The organism is Micromonospora sp. MGP-C2, assembly GCF_057766525.1.
The window spans coordinates 4,664,319-4,679,595 of sequence record NZ_JBYMEN010000002.1 but is presented as its reverse complement, the minus strand read 5'-3'; the positions used below and the strand labels follow the sequence as shown (position 1 = coordinate 4,679,595).

At 72.8% G+C, this 15,277-nt stretch carries 15 protein-coding genes; 8 read left to right on the top strand and 7 right to left on the bottom strand.

The features are described 5' to 3' along the window. Positions 1 to 18: 18 nt before the first annotated feature. From AC3CF1_RS21500 to AC3CF1_RS21490, 3 genes are all read left to right on the top strand, one after another. Entirely contained in the window at positions 19 to 792 is a 774-nt protein-coding gene (locus AC3CF1_RS21500; protein ID WP_488451132.1) for a helix-turn-helix domain-containing protein, read from the top strand. A gap of 375 nt (positions 793 to 1,167) precedes the next feature. Continuing rightward, positions 1,168 to 2,244: a vanadium-dependent haloperoxidase gene (locus AC3CF1_RS21495; RefSeq protein WP_488451131.1), complete on the top strand. Its 1,077-nt coding sequence runs from the start codon at positions 1,168 to 1,170 to the stop codon at positions 2,242 to 2,244. A 140-nt stretch (positions 2,245 to 2,384) separates the two neighbouring features. After that, the gene (locus tag AC3CF1_RS21490; RefSeq protein WP_088951151.1) at positions 2,385 to 3,317 is read left to right on the top strand and encodes an alpha/beta fold hydrolase; all 933 of its coding nucleotides are present in this window, start codon (positions 2,385 to 2,387) and stop codon (positions 3,315 to 3,317) included. Positions 3,318 to 3,321: 4 nt separating this feature from the next. On the opposite strand, the gene AC3CF1_RS21485 is transcribed toward AC3CF1_RS21490, so the two are convergent. After that, on the bottom strand, positions 3,322 to 3,687 hold the full coding sequence (locus AC3CF1_RS21485; protein ID WP_088951150.1) for a hypothetical protein: 366 nt from the start codon (positions 3,685 to 3,687) through the stop codon (positions 3,322 to 3,324). Continuing rightward, the gene (locus AC3CF1_RS21480) at positions 3,684 to 6,557 is read right to left on the bottom strand and encodes an SseB family protein (RefSeq protein WP_488451130.1); all 2,874 of its coding nucleotides are present in this window, start codon (positions 6,555 to 6,557) and stop codon (positions 3,684 to 3,686) included. The genes AC3CF1_RS21485 and AC3CF1_RS21480 overlap by 4 nt, the downstream gene beginning before the upstream one ends. A 152-nt stretch (positions 6,558 to 6,709) precedes the next feature. Here AC3CF1_RS21480 and mycP point away from each other — a divergent pair, with 152 nt between their 5' ends. Further along, on the top strand, positions 6,710 to 7,933 hold the full coding sequence (gene mycP / locus AC3CF1_RS21475) for a type VII secretion-associated serine protease mycosin (protein WP_488451129.1): 1,224 nt from the start codon (positions 6,710 to 6,712) through the stop codon (positions 7,931 to 7,933). A gap of 85 nt (positions 7,934 to 8,018) precedes the next feature. Here the strand turns inward: mycP and AC3CF1_RS21470 are convergent, their stop codons facing one another. Beyond that, complete coding sequence (locus tag AC3CF1_RS21470) at positions 8,019 to 8,312, bottom strand: WXG100 family type VII secretion target (RefSeq protein ID WP_088951148.1); 294 nt, start codon at positions 8,310 to 8,312, stop codon at positions 8,019 to 8,021. Between the two features lie 22 nt (positions 8,313 to 8,334). Further along, positions 8,335 to 8,655, bottom strand: a complete 321-nt coding sequence (locus AC3CF1_RS21465) for a WXG100 family type VII secretion target (protein ID WP_088951147.1) — start codon at positions 8,653 to 8,655, stop codon at positions 8,335 to 8,337. 203 nt (positions 8,656 to 8,858) lie between these two features. On the opposite strand from AC3CF1_RS21465, the gene eccE reads away from it, so the two are divergent. The 4 genes from eccE (at position 8,859) to rarD (ending at position 12,825) form a co-directional block, all read left to right on the top strand. Continuing rightward, positions 8,859 to 10,853 (top strand): type VII secretion protein EccE, encoded by a 1,995-nt coding sequence (gene eccE, locus AC3CF1_RS21460; protein ID WP_488451128.1) that lies wholly within the window; start codon positions 8,859 to 8,861, stop codon positions 10,851 to 10,853. Between the two features lie 61 nt (positions 10,854 to 10,914). After that, complete coding sequence (locus AC3CF1_RS21455) at positions 10,915 to 11,301, top strand: phage holin family protein (protein WP_088951145.1); 387 nt, start codon at positions 10,915 to 10,917, stop codon at positions 11,299 to 11,301. Positions 11,302 to 11,413: 112 nt separating this feature from the next. Continuing rightward, complete coding sequence (locus AC3CF1_RS21450; RefSeq protein WP_354982967.1) at positions 11,414 to 11,911, top strand: GNAT family N-acetyltransferase; 498 nt, start codon at positions 11,414 to 11,416, stop codon at positions 11,909 to 11,911. Then, complete coding sequence (gene rarD / locus AC3CF1_RS21445) at positions 11,908 to 12,825, top strand: EamA family transporter RarD (RefSeq protein ID WP_355161188.1); 918 nt, start codon at positions 11,908 to 11,910, stop codon at positions 12,823 to 12,825. The genes AC3CF1_RS21450 and rarD overlap by 4 nt, the downstream gene beginning before the upstream one ends. Before the next feature lie 22 nt (positions 12,826 to 12,847). Here the strand turns inward: rarD and AC3CF1_RS21440 are convergent, their stop codons facing one another. From AC3CF1_RS21440 to AC3CF1_RS21430, 3 genes are all read right to left on the bottom strand, one after another. After that, a complete protein-coding gene (locus AC3CF1_RS21440; protein ID WP_099849925.1) occupies positions 12,848 to 13,567 on the bottom strand; it encodes an anti-sigma factor family protein in 720 nt (239 codons plus the stop codon). Beyond that, positions 13,564 to 14,079: a sigma-70 family RNA polymerase sigma factor gene (locus AC3CF1_RS21435; RefSeq protein WP_088952145.1), complete on the bottom strand. Its 516-nt coding sequence runs from the start codon at positions 14,077 to 14,079 to the stop codon at positions 13,564 to 13,566. Before AC3CF1_RS21435 ends, AC3CF1_RS21440 begins: the two co-directional genes overlap by 4 nt. Positions 14,080 to 14,386: 307 nt before the next feature. Continuing rightward, the gene (locus AC3CF1_RS21430; RefSeq protein WP_088951141.1) at positions 14,387 to 15,169 is read right to left on the bottom strand and encodes an IclR family transcriptional regulator; all 783 of its coding nucleotides are present in this window, start codon (positions 15,167 to 15,169) and stop codon (positions 14,387 to 14,389) included. Between the last annotated feature and the right edge of the window lie 108 nt (positions 15,170 to 15,277).

Here is a 15,277-nt window from a genome sequence, read left to right as displayed (position 1 = left end):
GCAGATCCGCTCTGGAGGGTGAATTCCACGCCACTCGACGCCGCCATGGTGTCGGCGGTGGAGTTGCGACTGCTGCTCGCCGCCCGACAGCGGGAGCTGGTCCGCGCCCAGCATCGTCTGATCGCCGAGTACGCCCAGTTGGAACAACTGGAGGAGCACCGAAGTTCGGTCGCGCTCGGCCCGGACGATGTCGTACGCGACTGGGCGGCGTTCACCCGGCTCTCCGGTCGATTGGCCACCGACGCGCCGGAGGACTGCCGAATCCTGCTCGGCATGCCTCCGGACCCCGCCGCCGGGGAGCCCGACCTGGCTCCGGAGCCGCGGCACCGCACGATCCTCGACCGACGACTCCTCGAACGTCCCGGTGGCCTCAACCGCGCCGACCGAGCCGCCCGACCGGAAGGTCAGGTCCGGATAGTCGGGGAGGTCCCCATCTCGATGGTGGTCTCCGCGAAGATGGCCGTGGTCGCACCAATCGGCACCCACCGGTCCGTCGGCTGGGTGCTGCGCGCGCCGGCGCTGGTCGATCTGGCGGGCCACTACTTCGACAGCCTCTGGCGGCAGTCACAGCCCCTGTCCACCCCGAGGGCCGCAGGCAGGGACGCGCCGTCGGAGGTGCAGCTGCAGATTCTCCGGCTCGCCGCGCACGGCGCCAAGGACGAGGCCATCGCCCGCAGCCTGGGGCGCAGCCCGCGATGGGTCCGGCGGCACTTCGAGTTGCTGGCCGAGCGACTCGGCGCGTCCAACAGGCTCACCGTCGGCATTGCCGCCGCCCGCCGCGGCTGGATCTGACCTTGCAACTTGCGGAACGCGACCGCTTCGCCCTTCTCCGTGATCAAGCCGTCCCAGATCATCGACGTAAGCCGATAGAGACCCTACGGCTCACGTCCGGGAAGGGACCACCTTGAACACAAGAGTGAAGCTGGGACGGCTGGTCGCGGTATTCGCCGCGGTCGTCGTCGGGGGCGGCGTCATCACACCCACGTCCGCCAGCGCCATTCCTCCCAACTTCGACCATGTCGTCTACTGGAACGACGTCCTACTGGACGCCTTCCGCACCAGCAACGGCCCACCCACCACGTTGTCCCGCGCCGGCGCGATGATGCACCTGGCCATGTACGACACCTCGATCTCCATGGGCGGAACCGGGCGCCCTACATCGCGAAGGTGTCCCCGATCCCCAACTTCAGTTACGACCGCGACACCAACCTCGACGTCGCCGCGTACGACGTACTCCGGACGCTGTTCCCCGCCCAGGCCAGCTACTTCACCGCCAGGTTCAACGACGCCCGGCAGGCCGACCCGCCGATCGGCGAGCCGGGACCCGAGGGGTGGAGCAGCAGCATCGGCGAGACGGCCGCACACAACATCATCAACGCCCGTGCGAACGACGGCTCGACCAACAACGCCGGGTACACCGCCAGCAACACCGCCGGGCAGTGGCGGCCAACCGGTTCCGGCGCGGCCGTCGGCCCCAACTGGGGTTTGGTGAAACCCTTCGCCCTGACGTCCGGCTCCCAGTTCCGCCCACCGCTGCCCGGGGGCTTCGGCACGGTGTCCGCGATGCTGACCAGCAGCGCCTACGCCGCCCAGGTCAACGAGGTGAAGAGGCTGGGCTCGGCCACCGCGCCACTGACCGACCGAAACGCCGACCAGACGCAGCAGGCCTTCTTCTGGGCCAACGACGTGAGTGGCACCTACAAGCCGCCGGGTCAACTCTTCGAGCACACCCAGATCGTCGCCAGCCAGCGGACCACCGACACCCCGCGACTCTTCGCCCTCGTCGCGATGGCCATGGCCGACGTCGCCATCGCCTCCTGGGACGCCAAATACAACACCAGCATCGACCTGTGGCGACCGGAGACGGCGATCGCCGAGCCGCAGAGCGACGGCAACGCGGCCACCGTTCCCAACGCCGCCTGGCGCCCGCTCTCCGTCGACCGCAACGGCACCCGGTTCTCCCCGCCGTTCCCGGCGTACATCTCGGGCCACGCCAGCTTCGCCGGCGCTTGGGCGGGTGTCATGAAGCGGTACTACGGCACCGATGCGATCGGATTCGTCGCGACCACCGAGGACCCGAACGCGGTGGGCGTCACCCGTTCGTTCACCAGTTTCAGCGCCGCAGCGACCGAGAACGCCCGCAGCCGCATCTACCTGGGCGTGCACTACCAGTGGGACGCAGACGCGGGCCTGAGCACCGGTGACGCGGTGGCCAACCGGGTCTTCAACACCTACCTGCGCTAGATCCGATCGGCGGCGTCCGGGTCGACGGTCCACGGACCGTCGACCCGGACCCTCGTGTCGGTAGGGGACAACCCGGGCTTCTCCCTGTTCAATACGACCACCGGGGTCGTCAGCGGCAACCGGGTCCTAGGCTGTCTGCCATGACCGACCAGCGCGGCGGAGCCGTCGACGAGTCCTGTGTCCTCACCGAGGGGCCGTGGACGCACCGCTTCGTCGGCGCCAACGGCAGCCGGTTCCATGTGGTCGAGGCCGGCACCGGCCCGATGGTGCTCTTCCTGCACGGCTTTCCGGAGCACTGGTGGGCGTGGCACCAGATGCTCCCGGCGATCGCCGACGCCGGCTTCCGGGCGGTCGCCGTCGACCTGCGCGGTTACGGCGCCAGCGACAAACCACCCCGGGGGTACGACGGATACACCCTCGCCGCCGACATCGCCGGGTTGATCCGCGCGCTCGGTGAACGGTCGACGACGATCGTCGGCAGCGGCCTCGGCGGCATGGTGGCCTGGACGGTGGCCTCGTTCCACCCGTCCCTGGTCCGCCGGCTCGTGGTGCTGGGGGCGCCGCATCCGCTGCGGCTGCGCACCGCCACCTTCGCCGACCCGCGCGGGCAGTTCGCCGCCTCCACGCTGGCGCTGAAGTTCCAGCTACCGCGCTACGAGCACGTGCTGACCCGGGACGGCGCGGCGGCCATCGGGGAGATCCTGCACCGCTGGGGCGGGCCGCGCTGGGTGGCCGGGTCGGAGTTCGAGGCGTACGCCGAGCGGTGTCGGGAGGCGATGTGCATCCCGCAGGCCGCGTTCTGTGCCCTGGAGGGGTACCGCTGGGCGTTCCGCTCGCTGCTGCGGTTGCACGGCTACCGGTTCGTCCGCCTCATGCAGAAGCCGCTGTCCACTCCGACCCTGCAATTGCACGGCGCGCTGGACGTCGCCTCCCTGCCGCGCACCGCCCTGGGCTCCGGCCGCTACGTCGTCGCCCCGTACGAGTGGCGGCTGCTCGACGGGGTGGGGCACTTCCCGCACCTGGAGGCACCGGAGCTGGTGCTCGGCGAAATCCTGCGCTGGGCCAAGACCTGACCGGTCAGACCCGCTGCTCCCGCAGGTCGGTGACCTCGGCGGCCGGCGCCCAGCCCTGGTAGACGCCGAAGTCGAAGACCTCCAGCCGCATGGCCTCCGCCACCGGCCAGCGGCCACCGGTGTATTCGACCCGCAGCCAGGCGTCGTGCTCGCCGAGCACGATGAACGGCTGCCCCTGCCACGTGCAGGTGGTGCGCACGTACGCCAGATCCTCGATCTCGCTCGCCGGCAGCACCCGGACGTACCGGCCCGCGCGGACCTCCTCGAAGCCCTCGCCCGGCTCGGGCTGGTAGAGGCGGATGTTGTCGCCGTCCGGGCTGGCCTGGTATTCCCGACCCTGCCAACGGGCCACGTAACCGTCGCGCATCACGCCTCCCCGACCCGTCGCCAGACCACCGCGTCGGTGTCGAGCTCCGCGATGACCCGCTCGGTGCCGTCCGCACCGACCCGCCACAGCTGCGCGCCGTGCGGGAGGCGCGCGCTGTCCACCTTGAACTCGGCCACCACGTCGCTGCTCTCACCCGGGGCGAAGCCGTTGCCCCGGAACGGCGGGCGCTCGATGACCCAGCCCTCCATGGCCCGCATCGCCGCCTCGTTCTGACCGCCGTACGGGATCCGATAGAGGCTCGGCCGGTGCGCCGGCCAGCGCAGCACGTAGATCTCCTTGGCGTCGCGGGAGAACGGGGATCCGGCGTAGCTGAGGCCGAGCGCGTCGTGCACCTGAGCCGGCGTGGTCAGGTGCGCCAGCTCACCTGCCCGGTGCACGAAGCCGGAGACCCGGTCGTAGCCCCGATCCAGGTAGTAGGCGAGCTGGCTGGGCGCGATCGCCTTCTGCATGACCGTCGGTCGGGTCGGGTCGACGGCCGCTGGAGCGTACCGGGGGCGGGCGGCGGGCTCCGCCACGGCCGGCGCTTCCTCCTGGTCCACCTCCAGGTCGTCACCGAGCCCGACCTCGGCAGCCCAGTTGGCCAACGCGATGATCTGCTCCCCGGGCAACTTGGCACCGACCGGGGTGCCCGGGTTGACGGCGAACGACCAGTCTTCGTCCGGCCAGCGCCGGATCAGTTGGGCGAACTTCACCCGGACCGTGTCGACGTCACCCTCGAAGTGGTCGGCGAGGCGCTCCGGCGACGTGTAGACCACCACGTACGTCTCGCCGTCGAGTTGTGCCGTACGCCAGACGAAGCCCGCATCGCCGGGGCGGCTTCCCCGCAGCGATTCGGGTGCCGCCGGCAGCAGGACCCGGGCCAGCAGCAGGGTGGAAAGGAACGTGTCGGTGCTGCCGGAGCCGGCGGCGCCGAGCAGGTCCTCCTCGACCGTGTTGGCCGGGTCGAACTCGACCACCGCCGGTTCGTCGGCCGGCGGGCGCTGCCCATCGCCGGTGGTGGCGCTCTCGCTGGTCGGGTCCGCGCTGGCCACGCCAACCGACGGGCTGTCGGTGTCGGCGCGCTCGGCACCGGCCGGATCGCCGGCGCGGGCGTCGGCGTGGACACCGCTCACGTCGCCGGCCTCCGCCGGACCTGCGGGGCGCGGGGTGGACGGGCTCGTGGCGGGCTGCGCGGGGACGAACGACGCCGGACCGGACGGGCGGGGACCGGCTGACGACGGCTCGAACAGACCCGGCCCGGAGTGCGTCGTGCCGAAGGGTGGCGGGGCGGTCTCGGCGGGGCGGGGCCCTCGGGGAGGGCCGGCCGGGCCGCTGGTCTCGACCGGGTCGGTGAGGTCGCGGGACTCGATGATGGTGCCCTCGATGACGATGGGCGTGAAGCCGCGGCGTGGTGCGGGCGGACTGGAGACCGGTTCCGCGGCCGACACCTCCTCCACCGGGGCGAACCGGTTCGGCAGGTCGCGTGGGATCGCCTGGGTCTCGTCCGCCGGCGGGCTCGGCCGCGCCGACGACCGGGTCGGCGGGGACTCACCGGTCGTCCGGAAGGCGCGGGTGACCTCCTCCGCCGCCGGGTCGGGCCGGCGGGGAGGCAGCGGCTGGGTGACTTCCTCACCGGACGCCGGTGCGCGTACCCCTCGGGACGTGCCGAGGTCGCCCACCGGCTGCCGAAGTGGCCGGGTGGCGTCCGGATCCGCCATCGGGAAGGCGCGGGTCGCGGTCTCGTCGGCGGGCCCGTCGGCCGGACGGCGGCGTGGGAACGGCTGGCTGCCGGGCCCGAAGCGCGTCGGTGGTGCCGCCCGGTCCCCGGGGCGGCCCCCACTCGCGTTCGGGTCGGCTGCCCGGTCCCGGACGGGGGTCGGTTCGAAGAAGGAACGTCGAGCGGCCTGGGGACCGCCGTTGCCGTTGCCCCCGGTCAGGCCGTCGTCGCCCGGCCGGTCCGCCGCCGGCCAGCCCGCGCCGAACCTCGACTGGTCGGTGGTGGGACGTTCGACGGGCGTCAACGGTGCGAACCGGGACGGCCGAGCGGAGCGGGGAAGGGCACCGGTGCCCGGCAGGCCGGGTCGCGGCGGCTCGGTCGGGTGGCGCTGACCGGCGGCCGGCAGGTCCTCCTCGCCGGGTCGGCGGGACGGATCAGCGGTGCCGGGCGTCCCGGACGCCGGGGCAGCGACCCGAGGCGACACACCCTGCGAGGGCCTCCGAGGGGAGACCGGAGCAGACGGGACCGCAGCAGGCGGCACGGCGGCGAGCGGACTCGGGGCGAGCGGACTCGGGGCAGGCTGAACCGGGGCAGGCCGGCCTGGGGCAGCCGGAGCCGGCGGGACCGGCTCGGACCCGGGCGACGAGGTACCCACCCCGGAGGGTCGACCAGCGGCTGGCGCGGTGTCCCGGCCGGGCGGGCCCGTCCGGGTGCGGGCGAGGGTTTCGACCCGCTCCAGGCGGGCGCGGGCACCCATGGCGCGGCCGGGCAGTCGCACGTCGCCCCGGGAGAGTTGAGCCACGAACCAGGCCGGCAGGTAGCCCTCGACCGGCAGACCGGGGTTGACGGCGAGCCACCACTCGTGGTTTGGCCATCCGACCGCGAGATCGGTGAAGGGGACACGACGGTTGCTGCCGGGGTGATCGCCGAGGCAGGCCCGCAGTGCGGCCGCGGAGGTGAAGGCCAGGACGTGGGTCCGGCCGCCGGTGGTCCAGGTGCCCCAGCCTGCGGCTGGCTGGCCGGGTTGCGTCGGGGCGGCGACCGGCAACAGCAGATCGGTGCGGGACAGGAGTCGGAAGTAAAGCTCCTGGTCATTGGCGCGCAGCGCGTCGCGCATCGCCACCTCGGCCTCCGTGGCCGGCTCCCATGCGGTCACGGCCACCTCCCCTTCCGAGAACAGGCCACAGGTATCGCGTACAACCTACAAGGTGGTATCAAGATCACAATTGCTGGCCGTCGGCGGCCTGCCGGGGCGCGGATGAGGCGATAACATCCCGTACCGGAGCCGACACGATACGGAGGCTGTCGATGTCCCGATCGATCGCGCGCCCGGTCCTCGCAGGTCTGGCCGCCAGCCTGTTGACCGTACCGGCCCTCCCGACCGTCGCCGCCGCCGCCGGGCTCCGTGCGGCACCGGCCTGTGCGACCCCGCTCGCCCCGGCCCGGCCGGTCACGGCCGCGCCCTGGCCACAGCAACGGTACGACCCCGCCCGGCTCGCGCCCCTGGCCACCGGCGCCGGGGTGACCGTCGCGGTGGTCGACTCCGGGGTGGACCGGGCGCACCCCCAACTGGCCGACCGCGTGCTGGCCGGCACCGACCTGCTCGACCCCGGCGGGGACGGCAGTCGGGACTGCGCCGGGCACGGCACCGGCGTGGCGAGCATCATCGCGGCGACACCCCGCGCAGGGGTCGCCTTCCAGGGTCTCGCACCGGATGCCCGGATCCTGCCGGTGCGGGTGAGTGAGCAGCAGGTGGTGCAGGGGCGGGAATCGGGGCGAACGGTCAGCGCTGGCGAGTTCGCGCAGGCCATCCGCTGGGCCGTCGACCACGACGCCGACGTGGTGAACCTGTCCGTGGTGCTGTACGCGGACGACCCGGAGGTCCGCTCGGCCGTGCGGTACGCGGTCGACCGGGACGTGGTGCTGGTGGCCGCAGCCGGCAACCTGCACGACAGCGGTGACCCCCAACCGTTTCCCGCTGGCTATGACGGGGTGCTCGGCGTGGGGGCGATCGGGGCGGACGGTGGACGGGCGACGTTCTCGCAGACCGGCGCGTACGTCGACCTGGTCGCACCGGGCAGCGAGGTGCTGACCGCCGCCCCCGGCGCTGGCCACCATCAGGTCGAGGGCACCAGCTACGCGGCACCCTTCGTGGCCGCCACCGCCGCGTTGCTGCGCCAGTATCGACCGGAGCTGACCGCGGCCCAGGTGGCGGAGCGGATCATCGCCACCGCCGATCCGGCTCCCGGCGCTGGCCACGGCGGCGGGTACGGCGCCGGCGTGCTGAACCCGTACCGGGCGGTCACCGAGACCAGCGGCAGCCGTGCGGGCGACCCTCGACCGGTCACCGCGCTCGCCGACGACCGGCCCGACCCGGCGATGCTGGCCCACCGGGCCCGACGGGCGACGGCACGGGACCGAGCACTGCTGGTCGGCGCGGTGGTCGGCACGACGGCAGCCACCGTGGTGCTGCTCGCCCTGGTGCTGCCCCGTGGTGCCCGTCGACGCTGGCGCCCGGCCGGCCAGGCCTGACCCGGTCAGCCCACCGCCCTGGCCGCAGCGCGGCGGCGGCCGGGGCACCGACCTGGACATGGTCAGCGCTCCCGGCCCACCGCGCTCACTGGAACAGCCCGGTGTTCTTCTTCTCGGTGTCCAGATAGTCGTTGGCGGAGTCGCCCACCGCCAGCTTGATGTCACGCAGCATCGCCTGGAGGTCCTGAGAGGCGGAGCGCCACCGCGCCTGCCGCTGCTCGTAGGCCTCGCGGGCCTCGCCCGTCCAGCTCGCCACCAGCGGAGCGGCATCCCGCTCAAGCTGACCGAGTTGCGAGTCGAGCCTGTTCAGGGCCTTGTGGATGTCGGCGCCGGCCTGCTGAAGCGCGGCGAAGTTGACGACCAGCACACCATGGTCCATCGGATTTCCTTCCCGGGCGGGATCAGAGCGGCAGCTGGATGCCGCCGCGGTTGGTGCCGGCTACCCGGCTGGCCACCTCGTCGTCGGAGGCGTCGTACTGCCGGCCGGCGGTACGGATCGCGCCGGCGGTCTCCCGCAGCGCCCGGTGCAATGCCGCCTGGTCCTGTGACCACTGCTGCTTGACCTGCTCGAACGATCGGCCGCCTGCGCCACGCCAGGCCTGCTGCAACACCTCCAGCTCGGCCAGCAGGCCGGTCAGCATGGACTGCAACGACTGGTCCACCTGCTCGAACTTCGCGGCGGTCTGTTGCATCACCGCGGCTTCTGCCTGCGTCTGGGACACCCCGATGTCACCTCGTCTCTCTGATCGCGCGTGGCCCTCGAACGCGCCCGCCCTGGGGGCGCGTCGTTCGCTTGGCCCGGTCGTCGAGCACTGAGACACGGGTCAGCGACGAACTTCGTGGCTGACGGTAGCGATCCCGTAGCAGTTCTGCTACCCCCCGCCTCTCCCCTGTGGACAACCACGGCAGCCATCGGTCACTTACGATGTGCTGCAGCCACGTCGCGGCGCGTGACGGGCCGTCCGAGGGCGGCCGACCGCCCGACGCGGTCCCGACTGGTCGAGGAGGCGCGGTGCCGGCGATCACCACCGGAGGGCCGCACCCGGCGACACCGGTCGGGCCGGGGCCGGGCGCCGCTCCCCGGGCGATCGGGCCGGGCCAACCCGCCGACCGCAGCCCGGGCCCGGCCGATCAGCGCGCACCGCGTCGCCGCTCGCCGTTCGGCCGCTGGGCGTCGCCCAATCCGGGCACCGGCACAGGGGTGCGGGCCGGTCAACTGGTCGCCGCGCAGGTCGCGGGGGCGCTCGTCCTCACCGCCCTGGGCCGACCCGCACCGGTCACCGCGGCCGCCGCACTGGTCGCCGTGCTGCTGGTGGCCGTCGCCGTGCTCCGGGTCCGGGGCCGGTGGCTCTTCGAGTGGCTGGGCACCGCCGCCGGGCATCTGACCCGTCGTCGGGAGCTGACCGCGCCGGCCGGAGCGGCCGACCTGCTCGACCTCGTCGCTCCGGGCACCGTCGTCCACTCGACCGAGCTGACCGGCGGGCCTGCGGCAGTGCTGGAGGACACCGAGGGCATGGTGGTGCTCCTGGAACTCGGGGACCCCGGCGATCTGCTCGGCGACGCGTCCCGGGCCATCCCGGCGCCCTCCGCGTTGCTGCCCCAGACCGGGCCGGACGCGCCCCCGCTGCGGGTGCAACTGCTGTTCAGTGGAGCACCGGCACCGGTGCCGGCCGCGGGTGGCACCGTCGGGACGTCGTACCGGCAGCTCACCGACGGGCGGCTCGCCGGGCGGGAACGAGCGGTGCTGGCGGTGCGAGTGCTGCGCGTCGACGGTTGGTCCGAGGAGGACCTTCGCCGGGTGCTCGCCGGCACCGTACGCCGGATCGTCCGCCGGCTCGGGTCGCTGACCGCGCGGCCGCTCGGCGTGCCGGCGGCGCTGCGTGTCCTGGGCGAGCTGGCCCATCACGACGGCGACCGGGTCCGGGAGTCCTGGCCGGCGCTCCGGTCCGGCACCCTGGTCCAGGCCACCTTCCGGCTGATCCGGTGGCCGGACGGAACGGGTGCACGGCGGCTGGTGCCCCGGCTGCTCGCGCTCCCGGCAACCGCGACGACGGTGTCGATCTCCGCAGGGCCGGCACCGGTCACCGCCGCCGCCGGGGTGCCGACCGAGCTGACCGTGCGCCTGGCCGCTCAGACGGCGACCGAGCTGACCGCGGCGACCGAGGCCCTGGAGCGCCTGGTGAGCGACCTGGGTGGGGAGCTGCGGCGGCTCGACGGCGCACACCTGGGCGGGCTTGCCGCCACGCTGCCGTTGGCGCTGACCACCCGGGAAGCTCAGCCCCGCCCCGCACTGGACGACTGGGATCTCACTCTGGGCGATGCCGGAATGATGGTCGGCACGAATCGGCACGGCGGGGCGGTCACCGTCCGACTGTTCCGGCCGGAGAGCACCCGGGTGCTGCTGGTCGGCGGGGTGCGCGCCGCCCAGCTGGTGGCCCTGCGCGCCCTGGCGCTCGGCGCGCTGGTGGTCGTGCAGACCTCCCGACCGCGCGTCTGGGAGCCGTTCGTCCGGGGAGTGGGCGCACCGGGCGGGACGATCCCGTTGATCCCACCCGGTCGACCGGTGGCCGACGGGGTGGGCAGCGCGCTGCGCCCGTTGCTGCTGGTCGTCGACGCCGGGCCGGTGCCGGCCGACGCCGAGCCGGGCCCGCCGTGGCGCGCCACTCTGGTGGTACGCGACGAGCTGACCCCGGCGGACGTGGACGCGTTGAGCCGGGCCGACCTGGCGCTGCTGCAACCACTGAGCGTCACCGAGGCGGCGCTGGCCGGCACCGCGCTGGGGCTGGGTGGGTCGGCCGAGTGGTTGACCCGGATCCGGGACGACATGGTGGCCGTGGTCAACCGGCGGGCGCTGCGCTGGGCACTGCTCTCCCCCACGCCGATCGAGTCGCAACTGATCGGGCGTCCGGCTCGCGGCTGATCCACCGTGGTGGTCAACTGGCGGGTTACGTCGGTGCGTGGTCCGTGGCACGATCCCCGCCATGGGTTTTCTGAAAGGTCTGCTGATTCGGCTGGCCAGCACAGCGCTGGCTTTCTGGCTGGCCACACTCCTCATTCCGGGCATCTCCCTGGAGTCGAACTCCGCTGGCGAGACGGTGACCACGCTGCTCCTGGTGGCGGTGATCTTCGGCGTGGTCAACGCGGTTCTCCAGCCGCTCATCAAGACGGTCGGCTGCGGCTTCTATCTGCTGACCCTCGGTCTCATCGCGCTGGTGGTGAACGGGCTGCTGTTCCTGCTCACCAGCTGGATCGCCGACCAGGCCGGGCTGCCGTTCACCGTGGACGGTTTCTGGCCGGCCGCCGTGCTCGGTGCCCTCTTCGTGAGCATCGTGACCTGGATCCTGGGCGCCGTCCTCGACCGGGACTGACCGCCGACCGCACCGGCCCGCCCCGGGCTCCGGCCGGGGCCCGGGCAGGCCGGTGACCAGAGTTCGGGAATTGGCCGGCACGGGTCCCCACCTGGGCGGTTAGCGTCGCATCGTGTTCACGCTGACCCGCACCGACGGCTATCTGCTCAGCACCGACCCGGCTCTGCTCGACCTGGGCCTGGTGCACCACTGGTTGTCCACCGACGCGTACTGGGCACTCGGACGTGACCGGGCCACCGTCGACCGGGCGTTCGCCGGCTCCTTGCCGTTCGGCGTCTACCGGCCTGAGGACGGCCGCCAGGTCGCGGTGGCCCGGGTGGTCACCGACCGGGCCACCTTCGCCTGGCTCTGCGACGTGTACGTCGACCGCGCCGCCCGTGGTCGCGGTTTGGGCGGGTGGTTGGCCAGCGCGGCCCGCGACCACCTGGACGAGCTGGGCGTACGCCGGATCCTGCTGGCCACGAACGACGCACACCAGGTGTACGCGCAGGTGGGCTTCACGCCGCTCGACGTGCCGGAGCGGTGGATGAACCTCGACCGGCGGATCCCGGTGACCCCGGTCACCGGAAAGGAACAAAGCGACGGTACGCCCCTTACGGTGGAGGCGTGACGCCTCTCCGCCTGGGATACCTCTACGGCCTCGGCGCGTACCTGCTCTGGGGTTTCTTCCCGCTCTACCTCAAGCTGCTGCGGCCGGCCGGCCCGCTGGAGATCCTGGCCCACCGGATCGTCTGGTCGGTGGTGTTCGTGGCCCTGCTGCTGGCCGCTCTGCGCAACGTCGGCTTCCTGCGGGCGCTGCTGCGTCGACCCTGGGCGATGGCCGGGATGGTCGCCGCCGCCGCGCTGATCGCTGTCAACTGGGGCACCTACATCTACGGTGTCAATTCCGACCGGGTGGTGGAGACGGCGCTCGGCTACTTCATCAACCCGCTGGTCGTGGTGCTGCTCGGCGTGACGGTGCTGCGGGAGCGGCTACGCCCGGCGCAGTGGGTGGCGCTGGCGATCGGCGCGTCGGCGGTCGCGGTGCTCGCCGTGGACTACGGCCGGTTGCCGTGGCTGGCGTTGACCCTGGCGTTCAGCTTCGCCGGCTACGGCCTGGTCAAGAAGCGGCTGGGGCTGCCGCCCGCGGAGGGGCTCTTCGTCGAGTCGGCGGTGCTGGCGCTGCCGGCGCTGGGTTATCTCGGCTGGCTGATGGCGAGAGCCGACTCGACGTTCGGGCACGTCTCGGCCGGACACACCGCGCTGCTGGTGCTGGCCGGTGCGGCCACGGCGATCCCGCTGCTGATGTTCGCCGGGGCGGCCAACCGGCTGCCGCTGAGCAGCCTCGGCATGATCCAGTACCTGGCACCGATCCTCCAGCTCGGCTGCGGCGTGCTGATCTTCCACGAACCGATGCCACCGGCCCGCCTCGCCGGCTTCGCGCTGGTCTGGCTCGCCCTGATCGTCTTCACCGCCGACGCGGTCCGCAACTCCCGCCGCACCCGGGCCCAGGCCCGGATCCTGGAACCCGTTCCCACCCCCTGACCGCCCATGCCCAGACGGCCGGTCAGGGCACCGCGTAGGTGAGCAGCGGTGTGCCGTCGGCTCGTTGCAGCTCCACGCTGACCAGCTCGGCGTCGGTGAACCTGGTGGCGCCGGTGAACTGGAGGGCGTCGCCGGGGGCCGCCAGCCAGGAGCCGATCTGCTCACTGGCGCCGTTCGGGCCGTGCGCCACCAGCCGGAACGGGTACGCCTTGCCATAGCTCGTCCGCGCGTCGTACCCGCACCGCATGGTCACCGCCGTGCCCCACTTGGTGCCGGACAACCCGATGTCGGCGTGCACCGGCCCGGCGGTGGCCACCGGTCGCATGGCGACCATCGACACCTGCGTGGCCGGGGCGCTGGTCTGCGCCACGGGAGGTCCGGACGGGCCGGTGGGTCGGGGCAGCACCACGGCAGTGCCCACACCGACCATCAGGGCCAGCCCGGCAGCGGCCAGTGTGGTCAGCGCGTACCGTCGGCGGTCCGCGGAGCGGTCCCTCCTGCGGCGACGCCTGGCCTCCTCGATCAGCGCGGGCACCCGGGGCGGGGCTGGCGGCGGCAGGATCTGCTCCAACCCCGCCGGGTCGAGACGCCCCAGCAACCCGGGCAGGACGGCGATCTCGGCGACCGCCTCCCGGCAGGAGGCGCAGCCGGAGAGGTGCCGCTCGTAGGCCGCCCGCTCGGCGGGGGCCAAGGCGCCCAGCACGTACGCGCCATCGTCGTACGCGAACTCGCACTGCGTCATCCCGTCACCCCCATCTCGGCCAGCACCAACCGTAGAGACCGCAGCGCGTAGTGGGTGCGGGACTTCACGGTCCCCGGCGGTACGCCCAGCCGGGATGCCGCCTCGGCCACCGACCGCCCCTGGTAGAAGCACTCGACCAGCACCTCGCGGTGGGTCGGGCTGAGCCGGTTCAGCGCCTCGGCGACGGTCCACGCCTCCACCGCCCGTTCGGCCTCGTCGATCACGTCCGGCGGTTCGGGCAGATCGTCGGTGAACACCTCGCCGACCCGGGTGGACCGCCGCCGCCAGGCGTCGATGGCCAGGTTGCGGGCGGTGGTGAACAACCAGGACCGCACCGAACCGCGCTGCGGGTCGAGGGATTCCGGATGTCGCCAGGCTCGCAGCAGCGTCTCCTGCACCAGGTCCTCGGCGCGCTGCCGGTCCCCGTTGACCAGCCGGAGGGCATGGGCGTACAGCGCCTCCGCGTGCTCGTCGTGCAGCGCGCGCAGCAGTTGGGCGTCGTGGTCGCTGATGGCGGTCTCCTCGCTTCCGGCGCGCGTCCGGCGGTGCGTTCGCTCGGGAATACGTGCCGTCACGCCGATCGGTTCAGCCCGAGGTCAGACCGGTTGCGTGCCGGTTGCCGCCCGCGAAGGTGTTCATGGAGGCTTCTCCCATGAGCGACCGCCCCCGGATGCTCCCCCTGTTAACCGGCACCCGCCATGGCACCCGCGTCTCGGCGGCGGCCCGGTGGGCAGCTGACGTTGCTCAGGCGGTCCGGCGCTGGGCCGCCGCGAGAGGCCCTCTCCCAGCCTGGGAGAGGGCCTCTCATGCGTGGGTGGGTCAGTTGTCGGAGGCGATGCCGTCGGCGACGCTGCGGGCCACGGTGAGCAGTTTGGCGCGCACCACCCGGGCGGAGGTCATCATTTCGCTGGCCGGCAACGCGCAGGCCAGCACGACGCGGCGTTCCATGTCCTTGTCCGGCGCGACGAGCACCGCCGCGCAGGCCACCCCCTGACGGAACTGGCCCATCTCCAACTGCATGCCACGCCGGTCGCCGGCGGCCAGGTCGGCCTCGAACGTCTCGGTGGTGGTCAACGTGGCCGTGGTGAACGGGCGCATGCCGTATTCGCGCAGGTAGCGGTTGCGCTGGTCGACAGTGAGGGTGGCGAGCAGCGACTTGCCCAGGGCCGTCGCGTGCGCCCCCTCGTCGAAGCCAGGGACCAGGTCCTCCAGGTAGGGCGACCGGTGCCCCTCGGCGACCGCCGTGAGGGCCACCTGACCGCCGACGAAGCGACCCAGGTAGTGGCTGTAGCCGGTGTCCAGTGCGGCCCGCCGCAGCGTCTCACCGACCGCTGGCGGGCCCCGGAACGCGGTCACCAGCTCCCGGTACCGGTCGGCCACCTCCAACCCCACGATGTACGTGCCGTCCTCGCGACGGATCACGTAGCCCTCGTAGGCCAGGGTGCGGACCAGGTGGTAGGTCGTGGCCACGGTCAGCTCGCACCGTCGAGCGATCTGCTTGACGGTCAGGCCTTTCGGGGCGCGACCGACCGACTCCAGCACCCGCAGCGCTCGGGACACGCTGCGGATCAGGTCCGAAGGTTCTGCCAAGGGGTCGCGCACAACCACCTCCGCCGCCGGGGACTTACACCATATGAAAAACAGGCCCGGTGCGAAATGCCTGTTCGGGTCGAGGATGCCAGATCACCATCCACTCGTTGTGCCCCGACC

What these genes read in the sequence shown, in the direction of transcription:
- AC3CF1_RS21440 (WP_099849925.1), bottom strand. Translation starts at nt 13,567, where the DNA reads ATGACGCAGTGCGAGTTCGCGTACGACGATGGCGCGTACGTGCTGGGC.
- AC3CF1_RS21490 (WP_088951151.1), top strand. Translation starts at nt 2,385, where the DNA reads ATGACCGACCAGCGCGGCGGAGCCGTCGACGAGTCCTGTGTCCTCACC.
- AC3CF1_RS21470 (WP_088951148.1), bottom strand. Translation starts at nt 8,312, where the DNA reads ATGGACCATGGTGTGCTGGTCGTCAACTTCGCCGCGCTTCAGCAGGCC.
- AC3CF1_RS21455 (WP_088951145.1), top strand. Translation starts at nt 10,915, where the DNA reads ATGGGTTTTCTGAAAGGTCTGCTGATTCGGCTGGCCAGCACAGCGCTG.
- mycP (WP_488451129.1), top strand. Translation starts at nt 6,710, where the DNA reads ATGTCCCGATCGATCGCGCGCCCGGTCCTCGCAGGTCTGGCCGCCAGC.
- eccE (WP_488451128.1), top strand. Translation starts at nt 8,859, where the DNA reads ATGTGCTGCAGCCACGTCGCGGCGCGTGACGGGCCGTCCGAGGGCGGC.